At 70.2% G+C, this 26,271-nt stretch carries 27 protein-coding genes, 1 tRNA gene and 1 riboswitch; of the genes, 15 read left to right on the top strand and 13 right to left on the bottom strand.

Annotated elements, in window-relative coordinates; translation table 11 throughout:
• Nucleotides 1-186 precede the first annotated feature (186 nt).
• A complete protein-coding gene (locus ACZ4N5_RS30850) occupies nt 187-1,473 on the bottom strand; it encodes a PTS transporter subunit EIIC (RefSeq protein WP_467760325.1) in 1,287 nt (428 codons plus the stop codon).
• A gap of 174 nt (nt 1,474-1,647) precedes the next feature.
• Between ACZ4N5_RS30850 and ACZ4N5_RS30845 the strand changes: the two genes are divergently transcribed.
• From ACZ4N5_RS30845 to rdgB, 4 genes are all read left to right on the top strand, one after another.
• Nucleotides 1,648-1,881 carry a PTS sugar transporter subunit IIB gene (locus tag ACZ4N5_RS30845; RefSeq protein ID WP_351122607.1) on the top strand — a complete coding sequence of 78 codons (234 nt, stop codon included), beginning with the start codon at nt 1,648-1,650 and terminating at the stop codon, nt 1,879-1,881.
• A gap of 134 nt (nt 1,882-2,015) precedes the next feature.
• A complete protein-coding gene (rph, locus tag ACZ4N5_RS30840) occupies nt 2,016-2,762 on the top strand; it encodes a ribonuclease PH (protein ID WP_355848886.1) in 747 nt (248 codons plus the stop codon).
• Between the two features lie 145 nt (nt 2,763-2,907).
• Complete coding sequence (locus ACZ4N5_RS30835; protein WP_467760324.1) at nt 2,908-3,306, top strand: hypothetical protein; 399 nt, start codon at nt 2,908-2,910, stop codon at nt 3,304-3,306.
• Nucleotides 3,307-3,531: 225 nt separating this feature from the next.
• Nucleotides 3,532-4,134, top strand: coding sequence for an RdgB/HAM1 family non-canonical purine NTP pyrophosphatase (gene rdgB, locus ACZ4N5_RS30830; protein ID WP_467760323.1), 603 nt, complete (start codon nt 3,532-3,534; stop codon nt 4,132-4,134).
• A gap of 72 nt (nt 4,135-4,206) precedes the next feature.
• Here the strand turns inward: rdgB and ACZ4N5_RS30825 are convergent.
• Nucleotides 4,207-4,289, bottom strand: a tRNA-Leu gene (locus ACZ4N5_RS30825).
• Nucleotides 4,290-4,756: 467 nt separating this feature from the next.
• On the opposite strand from ACZ4N5_RS30825, the gene ACZ4N5_RS30820 reads away from it, so the two are divergent.
• A complete protein-coding gene (locus tag ACZ4N5_RS30820; RefSeq protein WP_467760322.1) occupies nt 4,757-5,278 on the top strand; it encodes a GNAT family N-acetyltransferase in 522 nt (173 codons plus the stop codon).
• Nucleotides 5,279-5,297: 19 nt separating this feature from the next.
• Here the strand turns inward: ACZ4N5_RS30820 and sugE are convergent, their stop codons facing one another.
• The 3 genes from sugE to ACZ4N5_RS30805 all read right to left on the bottom strand — a co-directional run bounded on the left by sugE (nt 5,298) and on the right by ACZ4N5_RS30805 (nt 6,510).
• Entirely contained in the window at nt 5,298-5,618 is a 321-nt protein-coding gene (gene sugE / locus ACZ4N5_RS30815; protein ID WP_467760321.1) for a quaternary ammonium compound efflux SMR transporter SugE, read from the bottom strand.
• A 32-nt stretch (nt 5,619-5,650) separates the two neighbouring features.
• A riboswitch (guanidine-III (ykkC-III) riboswitch) is annotated at nt 5,651-5,722 on the bottom strand.
• Between the two features lie 49 nt (nt 5,723-5,771).
• Nucleotides 5,772-6,074 (bottom strand): GroES family chaperonin, encoded by a 303-nt coding sequence (locus ACZ4N5_RS30810; protein WP_103554526.1) that lies wholly within the window; start codon nt 6,072-6,074, stop codon nt 5,772-5,774.
• Between the two features lie 97 nt (nt 6,075-6,171).
• Complete coding sequence (locus ACZ4N5_RS30805; RefSeq protein WP_467760320.1) at nt 6,172-6,510, bottom strand: DUF3618 domain-containing protein; 339 nt, start codon at nt 6,508-6,510, stop codon at nt 6,172-6,174.
• 135 nt (nt 6,511-6,645) lie between these two features.
• On the opposite strand from ACZ4N5_RS30805, the gene bcp reads away from it, so the two are divergent.
• The gene (gene bcp, locus ACZ4N5_RS30800) at nt 6,646-7,113 is read left to right on the top strand and encodes a thioredoxin-dependent thiol peroxidase (RefSeq protein WP_037619171.1); all 468 of its coding nucleotides are present in this window, start codon (nt 6,646-6,648) and stop codon (nt 7,111-7,113) included.
• A gap of 219 nt (nt 7,114-7,332) precedes the next feature.
• On the opposite strand, the gene ACZ4N5_RS30795 is transcribed toward bcp, so the two are convergent.
• Nucleotides 7,333-9,867, bottom strand: a complete 2,535-nt coding sequence (locus ACZ4N5_RS30795) for a transglycosylase domain-containing protein (RefSeq protein ID WP_467760319.1) — start codon at nt 9,865-9,867, stop codon at nt 7,333-7,335.
• Between the two features lie 198 nt (nt 9,868-10,065).
• On the opposite strand from ACZ4N5_RS30795, the gene ACZ4N5_RS30790 reads away from it, so the two are divergent.
• The 4 genes from ACZ4N5_RS30790 (at nt 10,066) to ACZ4N5_RS30775 (ending at nt 13,787) form a co-directional block, all read left to right on the top strand.
• The gene (locus ACZ4N5_RS30790; RefSeq protein WP_467760318.1) at nt 10,066-10,866 is read left to right on the top strand and encodes an ABC transporter permease; all 801 of its coding nucleotides are present in this window, start codon (nt 10,066-10,068) and stop codon (nt 10,864-10,866) included.
• 37 nt (nt 10,867-10,903) lie between these two features.
• Nucleotides 10,904-11,803, top strand: coding sequence for an ABC transporter permease (locus tag ACZ4N5_RS30785; RefSeq protein ID WP_467760432.1), 900 nt, complete (start codon nt 10,904-10,906; stop codon nt 11,801-11,803).
• Between the two features lie 118 nt (nt 11,804-11,921).
• On the top strand, nt 11,922-12,872 hold the full coding sequence (locus ACZ4N5_RS30780; RefSeq protein WP_467760431.1) for an ABC transporter ATP-binding protein: 951 nt from the start codon (nt 11,922-11,924) through the stop codon (nt 12,870-12,872).
• Between the two features lie 63 nt (nt 12,873-12,935).
• A complete protein-coding gene (locus ACZ4N5_RS30775; RefSeq protein ID WP_467760317.1) occupies nt 12,936-13,787 on the top strand; it encodes a DUF1707 SHOCT-like domain-containing protein in 852 nt (283 codons plus the stop codon).
• A gap of 172 nt (nt 13,788-13,959) precedes the next feature.
• Here the strand turns inward: ACZ4N5_RS30775 and ACZ4N5_RS30770 are convergent, their stop codons facing one another.
• Nucleotides 13,960-15,291 carry an SGNH/GDSL hydrolase family protein gene (locus ACZ4N5_RS30770; RefSeq protein ID WP_467760316.1) on the bottom strand — a complete coding sequence of 444 codons (1,332 nt, stop codon included), beginning with the start codon at nt 15,289-15,291 and terminating at the stop codon, nt 13,960-13,962.
• A gap of 229 nt (nt 15,292-15,520) precedes the next feature.
• Here ACZ4N5_RS30770 and ACZ4N5_RS30765 point away from each other — a divergent pair, with 229 nt between their 5' ends.
• The 4 genes from ACZ4N5_RS30765 to ACZ4N5_RS30750 all read left to right on the top strand — a co-directional run bounded on the left by ACZ4N5_RS30765 (nt 15,521) and on the right by ACZ4N5_RS30750 (nt 19,667).
• On the top strand, nt 15,521-16,894 hold the full coding sequence (locus ACZ4N5_RS30765) for a DUF445 domain-containing protein (protein ID WP_467760315.1): 1,374 nt from the start codon (nt 15,521-15,523) through the stop codon (nt 16,892-16,894).
• A gap of 52 nt (nt 16,895-16,946) precedes the next feature.
• On the top strand, nt 16,947-18,479 hold the full coding sequence (locus ACZ4N5_RS30760) for an MFS transporter (protein ID WP_467760314.1): 1,533 nt from the start codon (nt 16,947-16,949) through the stop codon (nt 18,477-18,479).
• A 246-nt stretch (nt 18,480-18,725) separates the two neighbouring features.
• The gene (locus ACZ4N5_RS30755) at nt 18,726-19,199 is read left to right on the top strand and encodes a hypothetical protein (RefSeq protein ID WP_467760313.1); all 474 of its coding nucleotides are present in this window, start codon (nt 18,726-18,728) and stop codon (nt 19,197-19,199) included.
• A gap of 108 nt (nt 19,200-19,307) precedes the next feature.
• The gene (locus ACZ4N5_RS30750) at nt 19,308-19,667 is read left to right on the top strand and encodes a VOC family protein (protein WP_467760312.1); all 360 of its coding nucleotides are present in this window, start codon (nt 19,308-19,310) and stop codon (nt 19,665-19,667) included.
• A gap of 752 nt (nt 19,668-20,419) precedes the next feature.
• Here ACZ4N5_RS30750 and ACZ4N5_RS30745 read toward each other — a convergent pair.
• Nucleotides 20,420-20,989 carry a hypothetical protein gene (locus ACZ4N5_RS30745; RefSeq protein ID WP_467760311.1) on the bottom strand — a complete coding sequence of 190 codons (570 nt, stop codon included), beginning with the start codon at nt 20,987-20,989 and terminating at the stop codon, nt 20,420-20,422.
• 173 nt (nt 20,990-21,162) lie between these two features.
• On the opposite strand from ACZ4N5_RS30745, the gene ACZ4N5_RS30740 reads away from it, so the two are divergent.
• Nucleotides 21,163-22,140, top strand: coding sequence for a GlxA family transcriptional regulator (locus tag ACZ4N5_RS30740; RefSeq protein WP_467760310.1), 978 nt, complete (start codon nt 21,163-21,165; stop codon nt 22,138-22,140).
• A gap of 31 nt (nt 22,141-22,171) precedes the next feature.
• Here the strand turns inward: ACZ4N5_RS30740 and ACZ4N5_RS30735 are convergent, their stop codons facing one another.
• The 5 genes from ACZ4N5_RS30735 to ACZ4N5_RS30715 form a co-directional block, all read right to left on the bottom strand.
• The gene (locus ACZ4N5_RS30735) at nt 22,172-23,527 is read right to left on the bottom strand and encodes a sensor histidine kinase (RefSeq protein WP_467760309.1); all 1,356 of its coding nucleotides are present in this window, start codon (nt 23,525-23,527) and stop codon (nt 22,172-22,174) included.
• Nucleotides 23,524-24,198: a response regulator transcription factor gene (locus ACZ4N5_RS30730; protein WP_467760308.1), complete on the bottom strand. Its 675-nt coding sequence runs from the start codon at nt 24,196-24,198 to the stop codon at nt 23,524-23,526. The genes ACZ4N5_RS30735 and ACZ4N5_RS30730 overlap by 4 nt, the downstream gene beginning before the upstream one ends.
• A gap of 232 nt (nt 24,199-24,430) precedes the next feature.
• The gene (locus ACZ4N5_RS30725; RefSeq protein WP_467760307.1) at nt 24,431-25,267 is read right to left on the bottom strand and encodes a hypothetical protein; all 837 of its coding nucleotides are present in this window, start codon (nt 25,265-25,267) and stop codon (nt 24,431-24,433) included.
• Between the two features lie 190 nt (nt 25,268-25,457).
• The gene (locus tag ACZ4N5_RS30720; RefSeq protein WP_467760306.1) at nt 25,458-25,760 is read right to left on the bottom strand and encodes a hypothetical protein; all 303 of its coding nucleotides are present in this window, start codon (nt 25,758-25,760) and stop codon (nt 25,458-25,460) included.
• A 149-nt stretch (nt 25,761-25,909) separates the two neighbouring features.
• On the bottom strand, nt 25,910-26,271 hold a 362-nt coding region (locus tag ACZ4N5_RS30715), incomplete at its 5' end, for a DUF397 domain-containing protein (RefSeq protein ID WP_467760305.1).

Here is a 26,271-nt window from a genome sequence, read left to right as displayed (position 1 = left end):
TGGTCTACACCACTCAGTGGTGTAGACCTGTTTCTAGCACGGTGAAGGCTGGATAAGGAACCCACGAATTTTGTGGTCTCGGCCATAACGGGAACAAGTGGTTCCGTTTACGGCGAAGGGCCCCCGCAGTCGGTCCGGGGGCCCTTCGCGCAGAGGCCTGCGAGGCCCGCCTCCTGGCGGGGAGGCCTATGCCTTGGTGGTGTCCTCGACGTCCTCCTCGGGCTCCCGCCCCGGGGTCTTCAGATCGAACTTCGTGATCGCGAACCGGAAGATCGCGTAGTACACGGCGCCGAAGCACAGCCCGATCGGCACGATCGCCCACGGCTTGGTCGCCAGGTTCCAGTTGATGATGTAGTCGATCAGGCCCGCGGAGAAACTGAAGCCGTCGTGCACCCCGAGCCCCCACGTCACCGCCATGGAAACGCCGGTGAGCACCGCGTGCACCGCGAACAGCAGCGGCGCGATGAACAGGAACGAGTACTCGATCGGCTCGGTGATGCCCGTGACGAACGACGTCAGGGCGACCGAGAGCATGAGGCCGCCGATCTCCTTGCGGCGATGCGGCTTCGCGCAGTGCGTCATCGCCAGCGCCGCCGCCGGCAGCGCGAACATCATGATCGGGAAGAAGCCCGTGAGGAACTGCCCCGCGTTCGGGTCGCCCGCCAGGAACATGTTGATGTCACCGTGCACGACCTGCCCGTCCGGCTTGGTGTAACTGCCGAACTGGAACCAGATGGGCACGTTCAGGAACTGGTGCAGACCGATCACCAGCAGCGCCCGGTTGGCCAGGCCGAACACACCCGCCCCCCACGCCCCCAGCCCCACCAGCCAGTCACTGAAGTTCTCCAGTCCCGTACCGATCGGCGGCCAGACCCACACGCACAGCGAGGCGAACGCGGCGGCCACGAACGCCATGATGATCGGCACCAGGCGCCGCCCGTTGAAGAAGCCGAGCCAGTCCACCAGCTTCGTCCGGTGGTAGCGCTGCCAGAAGTACGCCGACAGCAGCCCGATGACGATGCCGCCGAAGACCCCGGGGTTCTGGTAGGTGAACTCCACGACGGAGTTGTCCTCCAGCTGGCAGCCCAGCTTGATCTTGACGCTCCCGCCCGGACAGGTCTCCGGGAACGCGCGCAGCACGTTGTAGTAGACGAGGAAGCCCACGACCGCCGCGAGCGCCGTGGAGCCGTCCGACTTCTTCGCCATACCGATGGCCACGCCGACACAGAACAGCATCGGCAGCCCGAGCTGGCCGTCCAGCAGCGCGCCGCCCGCCGCCCCCATCACCTTGGAGAGGTTGTCCCAGCCGAGCCCGTCCGCGCCGAACACATCCGGCTGCCCCAGCCGGTTGAGGATGCCCGCGGCCGGCAGCACGGCGATCGGCAACTGCAGGCTCCGGCCCATCTTCTGCAGCCCCTGGAAAGCCTTGTTCCAGCGGGCGCGTGCTGGCGAGACGGCGCTGACGGCACTCATGGGCGTCCTCCGGGCCGGGCCGGTTTGGCGACAGCCCGTCCACTGGTGTAGACCAGTGGACGGGCTGTCGCTCTGTCGTGATCGCCATCCTTCGGCACCTACGACATGACCGCTCGCGAAGATGGGCCAACTGTGGGTTACTGCGACAAAGCGGTTCTGATCAGGGAGTAGGACATGGCCACCAAGGCTGAGAAGATCGTCGCCGGGCTCGGCGGCATCGACAACATCGAAGAGGTCGAAGGCTGCATCACCCGGCTCCGCACCGAGGTCGCCAACCCGGACCTGGTGAACGAGGCCGCCCTGAAGGCCGCCGGTGCCCACGGAGTCGTCAGGATGGGCACCGCCATCCAGGTCGTCATCGGCACCGACGCCGACCCCATCGCCGGAGAGATCGAAGACATGATGTGAGCGACGGAACCCACTGAAGCCGGCCCGGCTCCCCCCGATCCGCACACCGCTTCAGAAGCTCCGGCTCACCCGTGAGGGGCTGTTTCCGCCACCGGCGGGCAGCCCCTCACCCCTGTGCGGATAGGCTCGACGCCATGTCTCGAATCGACGGCCGCACCCCCGAACAGCTGCGCCCCATCACCATCCAGCGTGGCTGGAGCAAGCATGCCGAGGGCTCCGTCCTCGTCTCCTTCGGCGACACCAAGGTCTTCTGCACGGCCTCCGTCACCGAAGGAGTCCCGCGCTGGCGCAAGGGCAGCGGCGAGGGCTGGGTCACCGCCGAATACTCCATGCTGCCCCGCGCCACCAACACCCGCGGCGACCGCGAATCGGTCCGCGGCAAGATCGGCGGCCGGACCCACGAGATCAGCCGCCTCATCGGCCGCTCGCTGCGCGCCGTCATCGACTACAAGGCGCTCGGCGAGAACACCATCGTCCTCGACTGCGACGTCCTCCAGGCCGACGGCGGCACCCGCACCGCGGCCATCACCGGCGCGTACGTCGCCCTGGCCGACGCCGTCACCTGGGCCCAGGGCAAGAAGCTGATCAGGGCCGGCCGCAAGCCGCTCACCGGCACGGTCTCGGCGGTCTCCGTCGGCATCGTCGGCGGCGTCCCCCTCCTCGACCTCTGCTACGAGGAGGACGTCAGGGCCGACACCGACATGAACGTCGTGTGCACCGGCGACGGCCGCTTCGTCGAGGTCCAGGGCACCGCCGAGGCCGAGCCCTTCGACCGCAAGGAGCTCAACGCCCTGCTGGATCTGGCCGTCGCGGGCTGCGACGAACTCGCCGCCATCCAGCGCGCGGTACTCGAAGCGACCGGTGAGGCAACCGCGGGTTAGCCCGTCGCGTTCTTATGGGTACGGGCGTACGGTCCAGCCGTGCGCCCGCCGGCCCCTTCGGGCGGATCGGGCCGACCGCGCAGCGGGCCGGTGCGGTCCGCCGACGCGGCCGCACCACATCATGCCCACGGGGAGGGACCGTTCCATGGCCGCGCGCCACCGCAATCGCCGCCGTACCGCCGCACTCGCCGTCGTCGCCGCACTCGTCGTCCTGCCGGCGGCCGTCGGCTGCGACGCGGTCAACAAGGCGCTCGACTGCGTGCAGACCGCCGACTCGATCGCCGACAGCGTCACCGCGCTCCAACAGGCCGTCGAGAACGCGGCGAACGACCCGACGCAGACCGACGCGTCCCTCAACTCCATAGAGAACAATCTCGCCAAGATAGGCGACAAGACCGACAACGCCGACGTCAACAAGGCGGTCGACGACCTCAACAAGGCCGTCGACAACGTCCGTACGGCCGTCAAGAACGGCGACAGCACTCCCGACATCAGCCCCGTCACGGCGGCGGCGGGCGAACTGACGAAGGTGTGCACGCCGTAGCGGGGGCCGACAGGACCGGGGCCCGGCCCGTGACCGGCCCGGCTAGTGACCGGCCCGGCTAGTGACCGGGCGGGGGCCCGGGCGGAGCCTGGACGGCGAAGTGGACCGAGGCTGGGCGGGAGCCAGGCCGGGGCTGGACTGGGAGGGCAGGCGCCGGACTCGGAGCCGGACTGGGCGCCGCCCAGGGGGCCGGGCCCAGGACCGGACTCGGAGATACTGGCGACCATGACCCGCCTGATCCTCGCCACCCGCAACGCCGGAAAGCTCACCGAGTTGACGGCGATCCTCGCCGACGCAGGGCTCACCCATGACCTCGTCGGCGCGGACGCCTACCCCGACATCCCCGACGTCAAGGAAACCGGCGTCACCTTCGCCGAGAACGCCCTGCTGAAGGCCCACGCCCTGGCCCAGGCCACCGGCCTGCCCGCCGTCGCCGACGACTCGGGCCTGTGTGTCGACGTCCTGAACGGCGCCCCCGGCATCTTCTCCGCCCGCTGGGCCGGCCGCCACGGCGACGACCGGGCCAACCTGGACCTGCTCCTCGCCCAGCTCTCCGACATCGAAGCCCCCCACCGGGGCGCCCACTTCGCCTGCGCGGCGGCCCTCGCCCTGCCGGACGGCACGGAACGCGTCGTCGAGGGCCAACTGCGCGGCACCCTCCGGCACATCCCCTCCGGCACGAACGGCTTCGGCTACGACCCGATCCTCCAGCCCGACGGCGACACCCGAACCTGCGCGGAACTGACCCCCGCGGAGAAGAACGCGATCAGCCACCGGGGGAAGGCGTTCCGGGCGCTGGTGCCGGTGGTGCGGGAGTTGCTGGGCTGAGGGGGGCGCACCACGTACCGGCAAGGTCCGGCTTGCGGAAGTCGCAAGCCGGACCTTGCAAGTGAAGGTGAGTGCGGCCTGAGGGATTCGAACCCTCACGGGATTTCTCCCATCGCGCCCTAAACGCGAGGCGTCTGCCGTTCCGCCAAGGCCGCTAGCCTGCCCGTCGTCGAGCGTGGCGGGCGGGTGCAAGTGTACGGCGAGCGGCGGCTATCCGGCGAGCGGCGGCCTTTCCTTCTGTCGGCACCACGTATCTGTCAGCGCGTGGCAGTTCGGGCACAGGTACCGCAGGTTTTCCCGGCGGCTGTCGTGCCAGTCTCCGTTGATGTGGTCGATCTGGAGGGTGATGCGGCGCCCCGGCCATTCACCAGTGTTGCCGCAACTCGCGCATGCGCATGGCACTCCGACTTCCGTCAGGGCTCTGTGCAGTTGGGTCCTGTTGGTTCGACCGGCGTGCTCGGGTAGGACGACGAGCACGCGGTGAGCGGTCGGCATGGGGGCGGATCTCTCCGGCTTGCCCCAGGCGCGGCGCTTGAAGTGACAGTCACACCCAGTGGTATGTTTTTGATCGTCAGCAAAGCCTTCCGGGCTCGGACCTCTGTCCGCTCGGGAGGCTTTTTTCATGTCTGCGACCACGTTCAAGAGAGAAATCCTGCCCGGGGACGTCACCGTTCGTCGGGCGACCGACGACGACCGTCCGGCCGTGGAGCGGCTCTGGTTGATGTTCCGGCACGACCTGTCCGAGTTCGGTGGTCAACTGCCCGGACCGGACGGGACGTTCCGCGCCGAACGGCTCCACACGGCCTTCACCGACTCCGACGACTGGTCCCCGTACCTCTTCACGGCCGGGCAAAATCCGGTCGGGTTCGCGTTCGTGCGGGCTCTCGCCGGTCCCACGCGAGTTCTGAACAGCTTCTTCGTCGTGCGTGGGGTCAGGGGGAGAGGCGTCGGGCTGCACGCGGTCCGGGACGTCGTCGCCCGGCACCCGGGGCCGTGGACGGTCGCCTTCCAGGACAGCAACCCCGGTGCCGTGCGTTTCTGGCGGCGCGTCGCCTCCGAGGTCGCCGGTGACGCGTGGACGGAGGAGCGAAGGCCCGTGCCAGGGCGGCCGGACCTGGCTCCGGATGTGTGGATCTCGTTCTGACGCGGCCGCGGCGGGTAGGTCAGTGCCCCGACGTAGCCTTCAGGCCCACCACTGACACCAGGAGCAGGCAGACGAAGAAGATGCGGGCCGCGGTGGCCGGTTCGCCGAGGACGAGCATGCCGAGGATCGCCGCGCCCGCCGCGCCGATGCCGACCCAGACGCCGTAGGCGGTGCCGATCGGGAGCGACTTGGCGGCGTACGACAGCAGGACCATGCTCGCGACGATGCCGGCGGCGGTGAGGACGCTGGGGACCGGGCGTGTGAAGCCGTCCGTGTACTTCATTCCGATCGACCAGCCCACTTCGAGCAGACCGGCGAGGATGAGCAGGACCCAGGCCATGGGGGCACCTCCGGGAGACGACGGCTTGACGGAGTGCGTCGTCTTTGCGGAGCCCCGGTACGGCGCGTCTCGTCGGGGGTCCTTCCACCGTAGCAAAAGAAAGGCAAAGGGGCCGGTGACCATGGTCACCGGCCCCTTCGGGTGGCGTATGCCCTACAAATACAGGCCGGTGGAGTCCTCGGACCCCTCGAAGCGGTCCGCGGCCACGGCGTGCAGATCCCGTTCGCGCATCAGCACGTAGGCGATCCCGCGCACCTCGACCTCGGCACGGTCCTCGGGGTCGTACAGGACCCGGTCGCCCGGCTCCACCGTACGGACGTTCTGCCCGACCGCGACGACGTCGGCCCAGGCGAGGCGACGGCCGACGGCCGCCGTCGCGGGGATCAGGATGCCGCCGCCGGAGCGCCGCTCGCCCTCGGCGGCGTCCTGCCGTACCAGCACGCGGTCGTGCAGCATCCGGATGGGCAGCTTGTCGTCATGGGTGCTGTGCGTTTCACGATTGGCGCTCACGCCCCGAACCTACCTGTCCCGGCCGGTTTCGTACGCGGGCGGGTCAGCGCTTGCGCCGCCGCGTGCCCATGACGAGCAGTCCGACGAGGCCCACCGCGACCAGAGCCACCGGCACGATGCGCTCCAGGCGGGGCGCGCCCTCCTCCGTGACGAACTGCCCCTTCACGTCGCCGACGACGCGATTGACACCGATGTAGGCACGTCCGAGTGTGTGATCGATGTTGGAGGCGACCTTCGCCTTGGCGTCTCCGACGATGGTCTTCGGGTGCACCCGTACGCCGATCTCGTCGAGCGTGTCGGCGAGTGTTGTGCGGCGGCGCTTGATGTCCGCCTCGATCTGCGCCGGAGTCCTGGTATCCGGCGTTCTCGACGTATCCGACACCGCGCTGCCTCCGTGGTCGTGTAGTGACTCCCTGATTCGGACAGTCTGTCAGTTCGGACCGGACCGCACCCCTCGGGACCCCCCATTACGCTCGTTCCGTATCCATTCCATCCACCCCGGCCACGTGAGGTTCAGATGAGCGAGCGACTCCAGCCCGGCGACACCGCCCCCGCCTTCACCCTGCCCGACGCCGACGGCAACGAGGTCTCCCTCGCCGACCACAAGGGCCGCAAGGTCATCGTCTACTTCTACCCGGCCGCCCTCACCCCCGGCTGCACGAAGCAGGCCTGCGACTTCACGGACAACCTCGACCTGCTGGCGGGCGCCGGATACGACGTCATCGGCGTCTCCCCGGACAAGCCCGAGAAGCTGGCCAAGTTCCGTGAGAAGGAGTCGCTCAAGGTCACCCTCGTCGGGGACCCCGACAAGACGGTCCTGGAGGCGTACGGGGCCTTCGGTGAGAAGAAGCTGTACGGCAAGACGGTCGTCGGTGTCATCCGCTCCACGGTGGTCGTGGACGAGGAGGGCAAGGTCGAGCGGGCGCTGTACAACGTGAAGGCGACCGGGCACGTGGCGAAGATCATCAAGGACCTGGGGATCTGACCGCCTGATCGGCCTCCGGCACGGCGATCGGATCGGCCTCCGGCACGGCGATCGGATCGGCCTCCGGTACGGCTGTCGGATCGGCCTCCGGTACGGCTGTCGGATCGGCCTCCGGTACGGCTGTCGGATCGGACTCAGGTCCGGCTGTCGGATCGGGCTCCGGTCCGGCCGTCGGTTCGGCAGCCGGACCGACCTCCGTCCTTGCGGTCCTGAGCCCGCTCAGTGCTTCTGTTTCTTGGGTGTGAGCCCGCTCAGCGGTCCCTGGCCCGCTGTCGTGCCCGTGATGCCGCCGTCCATGGGGCCCCCGTCGGTCGTGGTGCCGCCGGTCGTGGTGGATCCGGTGGTACCGCCGTCCGTGGTGGTGCCACCGGTGGCACCGGTCGTGGTTCCGCCGGAGGCATGGGCGCCGCCGTTGGTCTGCCCCCGGCTCTGTCCCTGGCTCCGACCCTGGGTCCGGCCGTTGGTCTGACCGTTGGTCTGGCCCTGGGTGTGGCCCTGGCCCTGCGTCTGACCGTTCGTCGACGCCGGTGTGCTGCCGTTGACCCCGCCCTGGGTCCCGGTCCCGTCCTGGCCGCCGTCCGTGGTGCCACCGGCGTCCTGGCCGTCGGTGACGGCCGGATCACCGGGGTCGTACTCGGTGGTGTCCGGTTCCTCGGCACCCGGCTGGAGCTGGAGGTCGAAGTCCGAGGCCTCGGTTCCGTCCAGGGCGTCCTGGGTGAACTGGGCCCAGATCTGCGCGGGGAAGCCGCCGCCGTTGATGCGGGCCATTCCGAGGGCGCCGTACAGGGACTTGTGGGCGCCGGTCTCGGGGTCCTGGCCCATCACCGAGACGACGGTGGCCAGGTCGGGGGTGTAGCCCGCGAACCAGGCGGCCGTGTCCTCCTCGGCCGTGCCGGTCTTGCCCGCGGCGGGCCGGCCGGCGTCCTGCGCGGCCTGCCCGGTGCCGCCGTCGACGACGCTCTGGAGCATGGACGTCGTCGTGTCGGCGGCCTCGCGGCTCACCACCTGCCGGGCGCTCGGCCGGACGTCCTGGGCCGACAGCTTCACGTCCTCCGAGCCGTCCTTGGTGATCTTCCCGACGAGCGTGTACGCGCCGTGCCTGCCGTGGTTGGCGAGCGTGGCGTACGCCTCCGCCATGTCGAGGACGCTGGCGGTCGCCGGGCCGAGCGCGATGGACGGGGAGGCGGTCAGGTCGGGGGTGTCGGCGGGGAGCCCGAGGGCCACGGCGGTCTTCTCCACCTTGGCCGGGCCGACGTCGACGGCCATCTGCGCGTACACCGAGTTGACCGACTTGTCGGTGGCGGTGCGGACGGAGATGTCACCGTACGAGACGCCGTCCTCGTTCTCCGGGGCGTAGGAGCCGCCGTTCCAGCCCTGCACGGGGCGCTGGTCGGTGCCGTCGTAGACGGTGTTCGGGGTGATGGCACCGCCGTCCTGGGTCCCTGAGCCGTTCTGGACGGCGGAGGTGAAGACGAACGGCTTGAAGGTGGAGCCGACCTGGTAGTCGCGGCGGGTGGCGTTGTTGACGTACTGCTTGGTGTAGTCGATGCCGCCGTACATCGCGAGGACCTTGCCGCTGGAGGGGTCGATGGCGACGCCGCCGGCGCGGACGTAGGTGTCGACCTTGCGGTTCTTCCTGTCGAGCTGGTCCATCACCTGGTCGTCGACGGCCTTCACGAAGGCGTCCTGCTTGGACTTCTGGAGTGTGGTGGTGATGCGGTAGCCGCCGCTGGTGAGGGTGTCCTCGTCGAGGATCTTGTTCGAGGTCAGATAGTCGTTGACGGCCTGCACGAGGTAGCCGCGCTGGCCCGAGAGACCCGCCGGGCCCTTGGCCTGCTTCGGCTCCGGGAAGGCGACGCGGTCGCGGGCGGCCCGGGTCAGCCACTTCTGCTTGATCATGCCGTCGAGGACGTAGTTCCAGCGGGCGAGGGCCGCGGCCTTGTTCTCGGGGTGCGTGATCACGTCGTACTCGCTGGGCGCGTTGAGCAGGGCGGCGAGGTAGGCGCCCTGGCCGACGGTCAGGTCCCTGGCGTTCACGCCGTAGTAGGCCTGGGCCGCGGCCTGGATGCCGTAGGCGTTGCGGCCGTAGTAGCTGGTGTTGAGGTAGCCCTCCAGGATGTCGTCCTTGCTCTTCTCCCGGTCGAGCTTGATGGAGATGAAGAACTCCTTCACCTTCCGGGTGACCGTCTGTTCCTGGCCCAGGTAGTAGTTCTTCACATACTGCTGGGTGATCGTCGAGCCGGACTGTCTGCCCTTGCCGGTGACCGTGTTCCAGCCGGCGCGGAGCATCGCCTTGGGGTCGATGGCGGACTCGCTGTAGAAGTCGCGGTCCTCGGCGGCGAGGGTGGCGTGCTGGGCGTCCTTGGAGATCTGCGTGAGCGAGACGTTCTCGCGGTTGACGTCACCGTCGCGGGCGAGCTGGCTGCCGTCGGCGTACAGGTAGACGTTGCTCTGCTTGATCGCGGCGGCGTTCGCGGACGGGATCCTGACGAGGAAGTAGCCGAGCGCGAAGAGTCCGGCCAGGAGCAGCACTGCGCCGAGGACCGTGCCGAGCAGCATGCGCCAGGTCGGGACGAGCCTGCGCAGGCCGGTCCGCTTCGGCCGCTGTTTCCGCTTCGGCTTCTTGCCGGGCCTGCCCGGCGTCGTCCGCGGTCCTGTCCGCTGTTCCGCCGCGGTGGCCGGGGCCGGGCGGGGGCCCGCTTCCGGTTCCCTGGGTGCCCAGCCCTGGCTGCGCTGCTGCGGCTCGTCGCTCATCTGTTCGCCGGACTCCTGTTTCGCATCATACGTTCCCATACGCCCGCGTACGCCTGGTACGCCCCTCTTGAAGACTCTCGCACCATGCGTTCCGTTCCCTCGTCCGGCACGCGTCGCGCCGGAAAATGCCTGGCGGGCCACGCCGGGCCGGGGCTAGGCTCCTGCGCTTTGGCTCAACGCTGGGGAAAGGGACGGGTTGTGGGCACAGCGCGGCTGTACGCGGCTGTCGCGGGAAGCGGGTTCCGGCGTTACGCCACCTATCGGATCGCCACCGCGGCGGGTGTCTTCACCAACACCGTCTTCGGGCTGATCCTGGCGTACCTGTTCATGGCCCTGTGGGACACCAAGCCGCACCTCGGCGGCTACGACCAGGCGCAGGCGCTCAGTTATGTCTGGGTCAGCCAGGCGCTGTTGATGGTGGTTGCGGTGATGGGCGGCGGCTTCGAGGACGAACTGATCGAGCGCATCCGTACGGGTGACATCGCGATCGACCTGTACCGGCCGGCCGACCTCCAGATGTGGTGGCTCGCGCAGGACATGGGCCGGGCGCTGTTCCATCTGATGGGCCGTGGAGTGGTCCCGCTCGCCTTCGGCGCGCTCGTCTTCGACCTGGCGCTGCCCTCGGATCCGCTGACCTGGCTCGCCTTCCTGGTCGCGGTCGCGCTCGGGGTGGTCGTCAGTTTCGCGATCCGCTTCCTGGTGGCGCTGTCCGCGTTCTGGCTGCTCGACGGCGCGGGGGTGGCGCAGTTGACCTTCATCGCGGGGATCTTCTGCTCGGGGATGCTGCTGCCGCTGAACGTCTTCCCGGGCGTCCTCGGCGAGGTCGTACGGGCGCTGCCCTGGTCGTCGCTGATCCAGGCGCCCGTCGACGTACTGCTCGGCACGGCCGACCCGCTGGTCACTTTCGCGAGACAGGCCACCTGGGCGATCGGGCTGCTCGTGGCCGGGCGGCTCGTCCAGTCGGTGGCGACGCGGAGGGTGGTGGTTCAGGGTGGCTGACCCGGTGGAGGAGGAGACGCGCGAGGTGGCCGGTCCCATGGGGGAGGGGGCGCGGACCGCGGTCGGCGTGGTGCGGGAGACGGCCCGCGTGGTGGACGCTCACCCCTTCGAGCGGCAGGGGGCGTACGAGCGGCTGCGGGACGGGCTGCGGGCCTACCGGCTGATCACCGCGATGTGGATCCGTTCCACGATGGCCTACCGTGCCTCCTTCGCGATGACCGCCTTCGGGAACTTCGCGGCGACCGCCCTCGACTTCGTGGCGATCCTGCTGATGTTCTCGCAGGTCGACCGGCTCGGCGGCTACAGCCTGCCCGAGGTCGCCCTGCTCTACGGGCTGTCCGGAACCGCCTTCGGGCTCGCGGACCTTGGGCTCGGCTCGATGGACCGGCTCGGGCGACGGGTGCGCGACGGCACCCTCGACACACTCCTGGTGCGTCCGGCGCCCGTGCTCGCGCAGGTCGCGGCGGACCGCTTCGCGCTGCGCCGCCTCGGCCGGATCACCCAGGGGCTGCTCGTCCTCGGATACGCCCTCGCCGTCCTCGACATCCACTGGACGCCGCTCAAGGTGCTGATGATCCCGCTGATGCTGCTCAGCGGCGGAGCGATCTTCTCGGCGGTGTTCGTGGCGGGCGCGGCCTTCCAGTTCGTCGCACAGGACGCCTCCGAGGTGCAGAACTCCTTCACGTACGGAGGCAATACGCTCCTGCAGTACCCGCCGACCGTCTTCGCCAAGGACCTGGTGCGCGGGGTGACCTTCGTCCTCCCGCTCGCCTTCGTCAACTGGCTGCCCGCGCTGTATGTGCTGGGGCGGCCCTATCCGCTCGACCTGCCGACGTGGGTCGCGTTCGCACCACCACTCGTGGCGGCGGGCTGCTGCGCGCTGGCCGGGATCGCCTGGCGCGCGGGGCTGCGCGCGTACCGGAGTACGGGAAGTTAGGGGAATGGGCGTGGCCATCGCCGGAAACAGCGAATTCACCTCTCCGGGAAAGGGAGCCGGCCCGGAGACGGGCAGGGGAGCCGGCTCGGAGACGGAAGCGGGCCAGGCGGCCGGCTTCATCGAGCTCGACGGTGTCGAGAAGGTCTTCGACGTGCGCAAGAAGACGGGCTTCCTGCGTGGCGAGCGGCGGCAGGTGCGGGCCGTCGACTCGATCTCCTTCAGCGTCGCGCGCGGCGAGATGGTCGGCTACATCGGCCCGAACGGCGCCGGCAAGTCGACCACCATCAAGATGCTCACCGGCATCCTCACCCCGTCCGGCGGCCGGTTGCGGGTCGCCGGGCTCGACCCGTCCCGTGAGCGCACCCGTGTCGCGCGCCGGATCGGGGTCGTGTTCGGGCAGCGTACGACGCTGTGGTGGGACCTCCCGCTGATCGACTCCTACCGGCTGATGCATCGCATGTACCGCATCCCGGACGCGCGGTTCCGGGAGAACCTCGACCGCTGTGTCGAACTCCTGCAGCTGGGCGACCTGTTGGACGTTCCGGTACGGCAACTGTCGCTGGGGCAGCGGATGCGCGGCGACATCGCGGCGGCTCTGCTGCACGATCCCGAGGTGCTCTACCTCGACGAGCCGACGATCGGGCTCGATGTGGTCAGCAAGGTGCGGGTCCGGGAGTTCCTGCGGGACCTGAACGCCGAGCGCGGCACGACCGTCCTGCTCACCACGCACGACCTCACCGACATCGAGCAACTGTGCCGGCGGGTGATGGTCATCGACCACGGACGGCTGATGTACGACGGTGCGCTGAGCGGGCTGCACGAGGTGGGGGAGAGCGAGCGGACCCTGATCGTGGACCTGGAGCGGGAACTGCCGCCGATCGAGGTGGAGTCGGCGCGGGTGGTGAAGGTGGAGGGGCCGCGGCAGTGGCTGGCCTTCCCCGCAGCCCGGTCGGCCGCTCCGCTGGTGGCGCGGATCGCGGCGGAGTACCCGCTGGTGGATCTCTCGGTGCGGGAGCCGGACATCGAGGCGGTCATCAGCCGCATGTACGCGGGGAAGACGGTCTCGTAGCGGAGGCTGCGGGAAGGGTGGGCCGGATGGCTAGCGGGCGGGGGAACTCGTAGGCTGCTGTCCATGACCGACGACGAACTCCCGGAGCTGCGTGCCTCCGACGCCGATCGTGAACGAGTCGCCGAACAGCTGAGGGACGCCCTCGCGGAGGGCCGTCTCGACATGGAGGAGTTCGAGGAGCGGCTGGAGGCGACGTACACGGCGCGTACCTACGGGGAGTTGGCGCCGATCACCCGCGATCTGCCGGGCGAGGCCCCGACCGCTCGCGTCTCCATGGTCAAGCAGCCCGTGGACGACGGGAGTTGGGGTTCTCGTATCGTCGGCGGCGAGGGCTCGTCCGCGTGGGGCGTGGCGATCCTGTCCGGCTTCGAGCGCAAGGGCCGCTGGACGGTGCCGAAGCGCTTCAACGCCTTCGCCTTCATGGGAGGCGGTGAGATCGACCTGCGCGAGGCGAACTTCGCGGATCGCGAGGTCGTCATCAACTGCGTCGCGGTCATGGGCGGGATGAATGTGATCGTGCCGCCCGGCGTCGAGGTCGTCGTCCGCGGCATCGGCATCATGGGCGGCTTCGACCACCGCGAGTCGGACCGGGCGGGCGACCCCGGGGCGCCCCGGGTGATCATCACGGGCTTCGCCTTCTGGGGCGGTGTCGGGGTCGAGCGCAAACTCACCCGTGCGGAGCGCCAGCGCCTCAAGGAGGAGCGCCGCCAGGAGAAGCTGGAGCGCAGGGAGTCCCGCAAGGAGTTGCAGGGTTCGCAGGGCGGGGGCCTCGGTGACGCGTACGACGCGCTCGACGACGTCCGCGACCTGATCCGTGACCGCCACGAGGACCGCCGCCGGCGCCACGAGGACCGCAGGGAGCGGCACCGGGAGCGCCGGGAGGACCGCCATCGACGGCGCGACGGCGACTGGTGATCTCGCGACGGCGACTACTGAACTCCGGCGGTCTCCGGGGCCGTTGACCTCGGGAGGCATCCGGGATCGTTGACGTCCGGAGCTGTCCGGGGTCGTTGACGTCCGGGGCCGTCCGGGGCCGTTCGGGACCGCTGATCTTCTGTGCCTTCGTGGGCCGCGGGCCTCCGGCGGATCACAGCTCCGCCGGAGCCGACCCCTTCAGGTCCTTCAGGTCGAACACGTCGGCCATCCGCCGGAACCCCTTGTCGCTGGGGTGCAGGTGATCGCCCGAGTCGTAGTCGGTCCGCAGCCTTCGCGGGTCGTACGGGTCCCGCAGTGCCACGTCGAAGTCGACGACGGCGTCGTACACCTTCCCGCCCCGGATCTCAGCGTTCACTGCCTGGCGTACGGCCTCCCGCGCGTCCGTGTACCCGCGGTACCCCTGGAACGGCATCAGGGTGGCGCCGATCACCCGCAGTCCATGGGCGTGCGCCTGCCGCACCAGGGTCCGCAGGCCGTCGGTGACGGTGCGGGGGTCGACCTGGTTCGGGTTGCGCAGGATGTCGTTGACGCCGAGGTCGATGACGACGGCCTTGACGTTCGTACGGTCGAGCACGTCGCGTCCGAACCGGCTCAGCCCGCTGGGGCTGTCGGCCGGCCGCCCGAAGCCCCCGGCGAGGACCTGGTTCCCGCTGATGCCCTGGTTGACGACGCTGTAGCGGGGTGTGGTGCCGGATCCGGCCGACGCGCGCAGCCGCTCCGAAAGGACGTCCGTCCAGCGGCGGTTGGCCCCCACGGTGGAGGTGACGCCGTCGGTGAGCGAGTCGCCGAGGGCGACGACGGTGCCCGTGGCCTCGTCGCTGAGCACGTCGAGCGCGGTCAAGTAACGCCAGTACGGGCTCTGTTCGGTGTACCGGGCGGCGCTCACGTCCTCGGTGCGGTCGCCGTCGGCCACGTACGAGATCTGCCGGGCGCGCGGGTGGTAGGTGACCGGACCGGACGGGGTCGGCGAGTACGTCGTCACGAGGACGTCCACGCCGTGCGGGATACGGACGCCCACGGCGTCACTCTTCACCTGGCCGCCGGACGGGACCACGACCGTCGTGGCGCCGCCGAACGTGAGGCGGCGCATGGTGTCGACCGCGGCGGCGGCGTTGTTCGCGGTCGCGGCGACGGCGATCGTGGCGTGCGTGACGACCAGCGGCTGCTGCCCGTAGAGATTGGACAGCGTGATGCGGGCACTCGTACCGCCGGCGGCCGTATGCACGACGTTGCGTACGGAGCGGCCCGCCAGACCGCTCGGCTCCGTGCCGGGCTCGGCTCCGGCCGGGGAGGCGGACCAGGCGCCGACCCAGGTGCCGGTCGAGGCGGGGGCGGCGGCGTTGTGCGACGTGCGGCCACCGGTGACGTCGGCCCTGGCGCCGTTGCCGTCGCCGGCCGCGACGCCCAGGTATATGGCTGCGGAAAGGGTCACGACCACGGCGAGGACCGCGGCGAGCAGGGCATAACCGTGACGCTTGGTCATGCGGTGCGTTTCTCCTCGAACGAGGGAGCCCGGGGGCTCCGATGCGATCACCCCATGATGCGTCATGCGGTGGACGAGCTCCGACCCGCCCCCTAGGGGACGCCCTGGTCGATTCCCCATCCGAACAGACGCCGGGAACTCCTGTGTCGTTCCAGGAGTCGGTCATGAAGAGAGGGAGAAAGGGACAATGTGAACGGGGCGCGACAGGGCCTGCGAACGGGTGGAGTGAATGGAACGCACGAATTCGGGTGAAGCGGACGACATGGAGCAGCATGCCCGTCCCGGCACCGCCACGAACGCAGTGAACGCCGCGCCCGCCGCCGGACCACCGGGCCGGGCTATGAACACCTTCAGCGCCGCCGACGAGGAGAAGCGCCGCGGTGTGCGCCGGATGAAGACGACCGCCACCGCGCTGCTGCTCTTCGTCGCCGTCGTGTACGTGCTGGCCAAATGGGCCTCGCACGCGGGCGCGGGCGCCTGGGCCGGCTATGTCGCGGCGGCCGCCGAGGCGGGCATGGTCGGCGCGCTGGCCGACTGGTTCGCGGTCACGGCCCTCTTCCGGCACCCGCTCGGCCTGCCCATCCCGCACACCGCGATCATCCCGACCAAGAAGGATCAGCTGGGCGTCTCGCTGGGCGAGTTCGTCGGCGAGAACTTCCTCTCCGAGGAGGTCGTCCGGCAGCGGCTGCGCGCGGTGGGCATCGGCAGCAGGCTGGGCGTCTGGCTCGCCGATCCGGACCACGCCGACCGGGTCACGGCCGAACTGGCCGCCGCGCTCAGAGGGGCGCTGACCGTCCTCAGGGACTCCGACGTGCAGGCCGTGGTCGGGGAGGCGATCACCCGCCGCGCCGACGCCCAGGAGATCGCCCCCGGCATAGGGAAGATGCTGGAGAAGATCGTCGCGGACGGCGGCCACAGACGGTTCGTCGACCTGGTGGTCACCCGCGCCCACGACTGGCTGGTGTTCCACGACGAGCAGGTGATGGACGCCGTCCAGGGCGGCGCGCCCGGCTGGACGCCCCGTTTCGTCGACAAGAAGGTCGGCGAGCGCGTCTACAAGGAACTGCTTCGCTTCGTCACCGAGATGCGCGACTCCCCGTCCCACCCGGCCCGCGGCGCCCTCGACCGGTTCCTCACCGACTTCGCCTCCGATCTCCAGTCCGACACCGACACCCGCGCGCGCGTGGAGCGCCTCAAGGGCGAGGTGCTGGGCCGCGGCGAGGTCCAGGACCTGATCGCCTCCGCGTGGACGGCCGTACGGTCGATGATCGTGTCCGCGGCCGAGGACGAGCGCAGTGAGCTGCGGCTGCGCGTGCGGGCCTCGCTGCTGTCCCTCGGCGCCCGGATGGCCACCGAACCCAAGCTCCAGGCCAAGGTCGACAGCTGGGTGGAGGGCGCGGCGGTGTACGTCGTGACGACATACCGCAAGGAGATCACCTCGCTCATCACGGACACGGTCGCCGGCTGGGACGCCGAGCACACGACGAAGAAGATCGAGGCGAACATCGGCCGTGACCTGCAGTTCATCCGGATCAACGGCACGGTGGTCGGCTCACTGGCCGGACTGCTGATCTACGTGGTGTCGCGGGCTCTGGGGGCGTAGCCGGGCGGAGACAGGGAACCCGGGCGGCTCACTCGAAGGAGAGGGAGCCCACATGACCGCCCCAGCCTCGCCGGAATCGCCGGAATCACCGGCCCCGACCCCCGCCTCCACCGGCACGGTCACCACGAACGTTCCCGCCCGTCTGGACCGGCTGCCGTGGTCCCGCTGGCACTGGATGATCGTGATCGGTCTCGGGACCGTCTGGATCCTGGACGGTCTGGAGGTCACCACCGTCGGCAACATCGCGGGCCGGCTCTCCGAGGAGGGCAGCGGTCTGGCGATCTCCGCGGCGCAGGTCACCGGTATCGCGGCGGCGCTCTATGTGGCGGGCGCCTGCGCGGGCGCCCTGTTCTTCGGCTGGCTGACGGACCGGCACGGCCGCAAGAAGCTCTTCATGGTCACCCTCGTCGTCTACCTCTCGGCGACGGCGCTGACCGGGCTGTCCTTCGACGCCTGGTGGTTCTTCACCTTCCGCTTCCTCACCGGCTTCGGTATCGGCGGCGAGTACGCGGCCATCAACTCGGCGATCGACGAACTCATCCCCGCCAGGTTCCGCGGCCGTGTCGACCTGATCATCAACGGCAGTTACTGGCTCGGCGCGATCGGCGGCGCGCTGCTGTCGATCGTCATGCTGAACACGGACATCTTCCCCAAGGACCTCGGCTGGCGGCTCACGTTCGGCCTCGGTGTGGTCCTCGGCCTGGTGGTCCTGCTGGTCAGGCGGCATGTTCCGGAGAGCCCGCGGTGGCAGTTCATCCACGGCAAGGGTGAGGCCGCGGAAGAGCTGGTGGCCTCCGTCGAGGAGGAGATCGAGGAGGAACGGGGTGAACCGCTGCCGGCACCCGAGGGCGAGATCACCATCCGGCAGCGCAGGAGCATCGGCTTCGGCGTGATCGCCAGGACCGTCTTCGGGCACTACCCGAAACGGGCCGTGCTCGGCCTCGCCCTCTTCATCGGCCAGGCCTTCCTCTACAACGCGATCACCTTCGGCTTCGGCTCCATCCTCACCACGTTCTTCGACGTGCCCACGGGCGGCACGGGCTACTACTTCGCCGTCATCGCGGCGGGCAACTTCCTCGGCCCGCTGCTGCTCGGCAAGCTCTTCGACACCGTCGGCCGCCGGGTGATGATCTCCTCGACCTATCTGCTCTCGGGCCTGCTGCTGTTCGGCACGGCGTGGCTCTTCGACCAGGGCTCACTGAACGCGGTGACGATGACGGCCTGTTGGTGCGTGGTCCTCTTCTTCGCGTCGGCGGGCGCCTCCAGCGCCTACCTGACCGTCTCCGAGGTCTTCCCGATGGAGACGCGCGCGATGGCCATCGCCTTCTTCTACGCCATCGGCACCGCCGCCGGCGGTATCAGCGGGCCGCTGGTCTTCGCGGACCTCACCAAGTCCGGCGTCGTCGGCGACACGGTGCTCGCGTTCCAGATCGGCGCCGGTCTGATGTGCGCCGCGGGCCTGGTCGCCGTGTTCCTCGCGGTCAACGCCGAGCGCCGCTCCCTGGAGGACATCGCCGCGCCGCTGTCGACGGCGCCCGCCGAGACCGACGTGTCGTCGAAGGCACCGTCCGCACGCGCGACATGAGTTCCGGTGCCGTGCCCTTTCCGCCCGGCCGCCGTGCCCTTTCCGTCCGGCGCCGGGCGTGTTCTGTCGGGCGCTGGACGTGTTCTGTCGGGCGCCGGGCGTGTTCCGTCGGGGCTGGACGTGTTCCGTCGGGCGCCGAACGCTTTCCGCCGCGAGCCCTCCGGGTTCCAAGTGGCCCTTCAAGGCGGGCCGTTCTGAGTACGCGTACTCTGTCGCGCCCCCGCCGGGCGCGGAATTCTCCTAGCCATGACCGAGAAGCTGCTCCGCCCTCTGCGAACGCGCCCCTGGCCGGAACGCTGGCTGACGCGCGTGCTCGGCGCCGCTCTGTCCTGCGCGGCGTACTTCCTCTGCCTCCCCTGGGATCTGCGCAACCGCCCCGAGACACCGGGCTCGGCCGTGGAGACCACCCCGGTGACCGGAACGGGCGTCCTCGCCCTGGCCGCGATCCTGGTGCTCCTGGCCGTCCACTTCGGCCTCCGGGACGCGCTGGCCTGGCCGTTGCTCCTGGTCGCGGCGCCTCCGGCGGCCCTGCTCTATGTTTCGCTGCGGACCCATCCCGCCGCTCCGGACGGCTTCGCCGACGTGTGGCCGCTGACGTGGGCGGCCGTCACTCTGCTCGGGGCCGCCGTCGTGCTTGTCGTGGCCGCGGTGGCCCGGCAGTTCAGGGCAGACTTGGCGGACGCCATGGAAGAGGAGTGGGCCCTGGCAGGCCGACGCTGAGCCGCCGGTTCACCGTCCGCGGGCGTGGGTCCCACGGTCCGTGACGAGAACAGCCCCGGTCCGCGACGAGAACCGGCTCACCTGCGTGGGCCGTGAGGAGGCAGGCCCATGACCGTCCGCAGGATCGTCCCGGACATCCGGATCGGCTCCGAGAAGGACATGGCGACGAACCGGGACTTCTACGGCCTGCTCGGCTTCGAGGAGGTCATGAACCAGGGCTGGGTCATGACGCTCGCGTCCCCGTCCAACCCCACCGCACAGATCAGCTTCCTCACCGAGGAACGCACCGCCCCCGTCGTCCCCGACCTGAGCGTGGAGGTCGAGGACGTCGACGCCGTGTACGCGCGGTTGACCGCGTCGGGTGCGGAGGTCCTGCGGGAGCTGCGTGACGAGGAGTGGGGTGTACGACGGTTCTTCGTACGGGATCCGAACGGGCGGGTGGTGAATGTGCTGGGGCACCGGAGGTGAGGCGCGCCGGAGGCGGCGCCTGATGTGAGGCGCGCCTGGAGTGAGGCGCGCCTGGAGGTCGGGTGCGCCGGAACGGGGGCGCGCCGAGCGCGAGGCCGCACCCCCCCGCACCGGAGGCAAGGGCGCACCGCCCGTGCCCGCACTGGCCGTAGAAGTACTGAGACCCCTTCTCGTTGAAGTACGAGGCGTAGACGCGCCCGAGGACCGGCTTGCCGCGGTACATGCCCACGTACTGGCGCGAACTGTCGACCACGACGGGCCGTGTCATGCAGGCGAACTTGACCCGCTGCTGCGCCTCCGCCCACTGCACGGCCGCCGGATCGACCCGGTCGCTGACCAGGAGCGGGAAGGCGCCGATACCGTTCTGCAGGCCGACCGGCAGACCGCCCTTGGTGTCCTTGGCGTACCGCATCACCTGGTCGGTGAAGCCGGAGAGGACCGGCACGGTTATCTCCGGGACGGCCGCGGCCACCGTGAACAGATGCAGTTTCGTCGCCATCCAGCGCATCCGGAACTCGGCCCGGCGCCCCACGAGTACGGGCACCCCGGCCCAGTCCTCCCATCGCGTGGCGCATCCGTCCGCCGTCAACCGGCGCTCCACGAAGGTCAGGTAGGCGCCGGGCGTCGACTGTTCCCGCTGTGCGTTCATGGTCGGGATCCTAAGCCCCGGGAAGCGGGCTCCGGTATGCGCTCGGGAGTGTGCTCCGGCGCGCATGCCGGGCGGGCGAGCGGAGCCCCCGGCGGCGGTCGTACTAGGCCCCCGTGGTGGACCCCGGCCGGATGATCATCAGGACGGTGACGGTGGCCCACAACAGGTTGAAGATCCCGGTGAACATCGCGAGCCGAACAGTCGCCGTACGGTCCACCGCCCCCACCGGGACCACGTCCTCCTGGACCGCTCCCGCCCGGACCGCACCTTCCTGGACCGCTCCCGCCTGGAGGGCCCCGCTCTGGAGGGCGCCGTCCCGCGCCGCCCCGCTCTGGAGGGCGCCCTCCAGGATCGCGCTCTGCCGGGGCAGCACCAGGGCGGCGAGGACCACGGCCGCGAGCGCGGTCAGCGCGATCGAGACGATCAGCCAGGGGTCGCCGAGCACGCCCATGTCGCTCGCCGTGGCGAATCCGAAGACGGGGACGACGACGCCCGCCACGGCGTACACCTGGCAGATGCGGTGCAGCAGCCGCGTGGTGGCGAGCGCGCCCGGGTCGTCCGGCGCTTCGAGCATCTTGCGCGCGGCCGGCGGGAACATGCTCGCGGCGACCGTGACGGGCCCGATGGCGACGATCGCGGCGATGACATGGACGGCGAGGAGGAACTTGGTCACGGGGTGACGGTAGGGGCCTGGACAGATCTTGGAGAAGTGGCACTTCTGCCAGGGGCCAACGAATTCCGGCCAGCACCTCACCGCTGGTCTCGCCCGGGGTCGGGGTCCGGCCGGCCGCTGCCGCCCGCATCCGGCCGCATGACGGGAATCCGGCGTATGCCTACGCTCTGGCCATGCACACTGTGGCCGTACTGGCACTCGACCAGGTCATCCCGTTCGATCTCTCCGCCCCGATCGACACCTTCGGCTGGGCCCGGCTGCCCGACGGCCGACCGGCGTACCGGACCCGGGTGTGCGCGGTCACGGCGGACACGGAGGTGAGCGCGGGCGCCTTCACGCTGCGTGCCCCGTACGGCCTTCAGACGCTGGCCGAGGCGGACACGATCGTCCTGCCCGGCGTCGCCGACCCGTCCGCCCCCCTCCCGCCGGGCGTCACGGAGGCGCTGCGCACGGCGGCCGCGAACGGCACCCGGATCGCCTCGGTCTGCGTCGGCGCCTTCGTCCTCGCCGCCACCGGACTGCTGGACGGACTGCGCGCGACCACGCACTGGGTCGCGGCCCGGGAGCTGGCGGCCAGGTACCCGGCGGTGACCGTCGACCCGAACGTGCTCTACGTCGACAACGGCCAGTTCCTCACCTCGGCGGGCGCGGCGGCGGCCCTCGACATGTGCCTGCACATGATCCGCAAGGACCACGGCTCGGCCGTCGCCGCGCACGCCGCCCGGATGTCCGTCATGCCGCTCGAACGGGAGGGCGGTCAGGCCCAGTTCATCGTCCACACCCAGCCACCCGTACCGGCGGGCGCGACGATGGAGCCGCTCCTCGACTGGCTGGAGGAGAACGCGGACCGGGAACTGACCCTGGAGGACATCGCCGGTCACGCCGGTATGAGCACCCGCACCCTCAACCGCCGCTTCCGCGAACAGACCGGCACGTCACCCCTCCAATGGCTGCACCGGGCCCGGGTGCGACGCGCCCAGTACCTCCTGGAGACGACCACGTACCCCGTCGAACGCATCGCCATCCAGGCGGGGTTCGGCTCGCCGACGGCATTCCGGGAGCGCTTCAAGCGGGTGGTGGGGACGAGCCCGTACGCGTACCGGCGGGCGTTTCGGGGGGCGGGGGAGCGGGTGGGGGAGGGCGTTCTCTGAGGGCCGCCGAGGCCCCGTCGGCCGCGCGGGGTCAGGGCGCGGCCGGGAGGGAGAGTCTCATGCGCAGACCCTGGTCCAGGGGTTCGGTGGCCACGGTGCCGCCGTGGGTCTCCGCGACCTGCTTGACGATCGCGAGCCCGAGGCCGGACCCGGGAAGGGACCGGGCGGTCGGCGAACGGTAGAAGCGGTCGAAGACGAAGGGCAGGTCGGCCGCGGGGATGCCCGGGCCCTCGTCGGTGACCGTGACCGTACCGTCGGGAAACACCGCGACGAGGACCTGACCTCCCGCCGGGCTCCATTTGACGGCGTTGTCGACGAGGTTGCCCACGGCGCGCTCCAGTGCGTCGGGGTCGGCGTGCACCATGCACACGGAGAGATCGGTGCGCAGCGCCACCTGCGGGCTGCGGCGGGCGGTCCGGGCCACCACCCGCTCGGTGAGCAGATCGAGGCGGGTGTCCTCGGTGTGGGCGTCCTGCTGCCCGAACCGGGCCAGTTCCACCAGGTTGTTGACGAGGGACCGGAGTTCCTCGGCCTGGGTGCGGGCCTGTTCGACCAGTGCGGGGGCCTGCGGATCGGCCACGCCGGGGCCTTCGCTCAGCAGCTCCAGATTGGTGGTGATGCTGGTCAGCGGGGTGCGCAGTTCGTGCGAGGCGTCGGCGACCAGCTGCCGCTGCGCACGTACCGACTCCTCCACGGCCGTCATCATCGCGGCGAACGAGCCTGCCAGCCGGGCGATCTCGTCGCGCCCCCGTACATCGATCCGGGCGGTGAGGTCCTGGGTGGCCGTGATGTGCTCGACCGTCTCGGTGAGCCGCCGCACGGGGCGGAGCACCCGGCCGGCGACGAGCCGCGCGCCGACGGTGGCCAGCAGGGTGCCGCAGGCCGTGATCACGATCAGCATGACGGCGAGCGGACCGAGGGTGGAGTCGACCACGGACTGCGGTATCGAGGCGCGGACGAGCGCGCCGTTCCAGTGGGCCAACGGCGCTGTGTAGACCCGGTAGTTCACCCCTTTGTACTGGGCGTCCTGGAAGTAGGCCGGGGCCGCGCCCCGGGCGACCTGGACGTCCTTCTCGGTGACCGGGATGAAGTCGGCGTCGGAGCCGGCGGTGACCGGCGGGACGATGAACTGGAGCTGGGTGGAGCCGACGGTGACGGGCGAGGTCGGCGCCGACAGCGGGGTGCCCTCCCGCTCGAGCTGCTGCATCTTGGTCTTGAACCCCGCCAGCAGCTTGGAGGCGTCCTTGTCCGCGGCGGTGACCAACAGGGAGTCGTGCTGGTGGTGCAGGCCGGCGCTCAGCGACGGGTAGATGATCAGCGAGGCCAGCACCAGTGCCGCGCAGACCACGGCGCCCCCGGCCAGCGCCACCCGGTTGCTCAGGGTCACGGCTCCTCCCGCAGTACGTAGCCGAGTCCGCGCACGGTCTGGAGCAGCCGGGGTTCGCCGCCCGCCTCCAGCTTTGCGCGCAGATAACTGACGTAGACCCAGAGGGCGTTGGAGGAGGGCCCGAAGTCGTAGCCCCAGACCGCTTCGAAGATGAGTGAACGGCTGAGCACGCGCTGCGGGTTGCGCAGGAACAGCTCCAGGAGCGCGTACTCGGTGCGGGTGAGTTCCAGCGTCCGCCCACCGCGTCGGGCCCGGCAGGCCGCCACGTCCAGTTCCAGGTCGGCGAAGCGGACGACTTCCTCCTGGGCCGCGCCGCTGCGTCGCAGCAGGGCACGGATCCGTGCCCGCAACTCGTCCAGCGCGAACGGCTTGACGAGGTAGTCGTCGGCGCCCGCGTCCAGCCCGGCGACCCGGTCCTCCACCAGGTCCCGGGCGGTCAGCATGAGGATCGGCACGCGGTCGCCCCGGGCCCGGATGCGGCGGCACACCTCCAGGCCGTTGGGCTCCGGCATGAGCACGTCGAGGATGACGGCGTCGGGCCGACTGCCGCCGAGCTCCGCGAGAGCCGATGTTCCGTCGCTCGCCTCCGCCACCTCGTGGCCGTCCCGGACCAGGGCCCGGGAGAGCGCGAGGCGCACCGCGTCGTCGTCGTCCACCACCAGCACACGCATGGGGCAATCGTCCTGTTCGGGGGTCGGGGCGGATAGGGGATGAAGGATAGGCGTGAGGGCTGTCCGGGAGGCGGGGACGGACAGGGCGGGACGAATGGGTGAGAGAGGGTGGCAAGGGTGGTCGGCCCGGGAGCACCGGACCGACCGTCACGCTGCTGGATCGGGTGGCTCAGATAGCTCAGATAGCTCAGCTGGCTCAACTAGCTCAGCCGGATCAGCTGAGCCGGCTCGATCAGCCCTTCAGGGACTGCTCCTTGGCGATCGCGGCCTGCTTGGTCGCGGACAGTGCCTTCTCGAACTGTCCGGGGGTGACGCCGAGCCGCTTCGCGATGGCCGCGAACTCCGCGCTTCCCGCGTCGACACCACCCGGCCGGTCGGAGAGCGCGAACAGCTCCTTGACCGCTCGCTCCGCGGAGGCCGTGCTCACTCCCAGCCGAAGGGCGACACCCGAGGCGATGCTCCGCACGTCGGCGGGGTCGTCCGGCCCTTGGTGCTTGATGACGGGCTTGTCGCGTCCGGGCTTGCCCTTGTCCTTGCCGTTGTCCTTGCCCTTGTTCGCGCCTGTGCCCTTGTCCTTGCCCTCGCCGGGCTTTCCGGGGCCCTGCTGCTTCCCGATGGCCTGCTTGGTCGCGGAAAGTGCCTTCTCGAACTGTCCCGGGGTGACGCCGAGCCGCTTCGCGATGGCCGCGAACTCCGGGCTTCGCGGATCGACTCCGCCGTGGCGGTCAGCCAGCGCGAACAGTTCCTTGACCGCCTGCCGCGCAGACGCCGGGCTCACCCCGAGCCGAGCGGCGATCCCCTTCGTGAAGGCCTCCACGAGCCGCGCCTGGTCCTCCACCGGCTTGCCCTTGCCCTGGTCCTTGCCGTTCGCCTTGGCGGCCGCGACCGCCTTGGCTTTGGCGGCCTTCGCCGCGTCGACCGACGCGGACGTGCTCGGCTTTCCACCGGGCGACGGGTTCGAGGACGCGGCTGCCGACCCGGTCAGACAGATCGCCGCGGTGGCCGCGGCGATCACGGCCGTCCACTGTGCCTTGCTCTTCATACGTGACGTGCCTGGCGTACGTGGCATACATGCTCTCCTCGCGCTCGCGGGCGGTCCGGCGGCTGCCGTCACCCACGGCCGAGAAGACCAGGCGGAACTCAAGGAAACTCTCACGAAAGCTTAGGCGGACCTTAGAGACCGTCTGCTCGGGCCGACGGGCTTGGCCGCGAGGCGCTCCTCGTCACCCTGTTGCTTACCGGGGTCGGCCGCTCGTCGTTCAGGCGTGCCGGTCGGCGACGGCCCAGGAGGCGAGGGCCACGGCACCGGCGACGCCGAAGACGGCGGGCCAGGCGCCCACCTTCTTGGCCAGCGGATGCGACCCGGCGAAGGCGACGACGTAGGCGGCGGTCAGCGCCCCGGCGGCCTTCCCGCCGGCCTGCTGCTTCCACTGCCGCGCGGCGACGGCCCCGGCGCCGGCCAGCACGACCCCGCCGAGCTGCCGCTTCTTGGTCCAACGGGCGACGCCATACCCACCGACAAGCCCCCCGGCGGCCACCACCGCGGCCGGTACCTTCGCCATTGCTGTCTCCTGCTCACAGGGTCGTTCCGAACAGATCGAGGCTAACTCCCCGGCTGAGGCCGCCGGGCTCACCCCCGGCGCGGAGCCCGGTCAGGTGGGCCAGCGGTGACGTGCACCCGGCAACGAGAGACAAGGTGCCGCCGTTCTCCTCATCTCATCGGTGTCGTGAGGAACCCGCGCCACGCCTCGGCAGACACTTTGACATGAGGGCCGCCCGGCACTTTGGAATCCCGCACCAGGACACCTGAGGACACAAAGGCGGCCTCCACGCATTCCCCGCCGGCACCATTGCTGTAGGACGAGGCGATCCACGCCGGACGGTCGGGGTTCGTGAGCTCTGCGAATTTCACTGTGCGTATTCCTTCAGGACCGACTTGATCAGTTGGGCGGAACGCTGAGGACTCAAGGCCGCGGCTCTTACTGATCGTTTCAGAATGAGTTGAGCCGCAGGTCTTGTGCTCGTCGATCTTGGTCGGCAGGGTGTCCGGGTGCGTGCCGATCTTGTTCCTGA

It is taken from the genome of Streptomyces sp. NPDC026500 (assembly GCF_055567635.1).
This window is presented reverse-complemented; position numbering and strand designations above follow the sequence as displayed.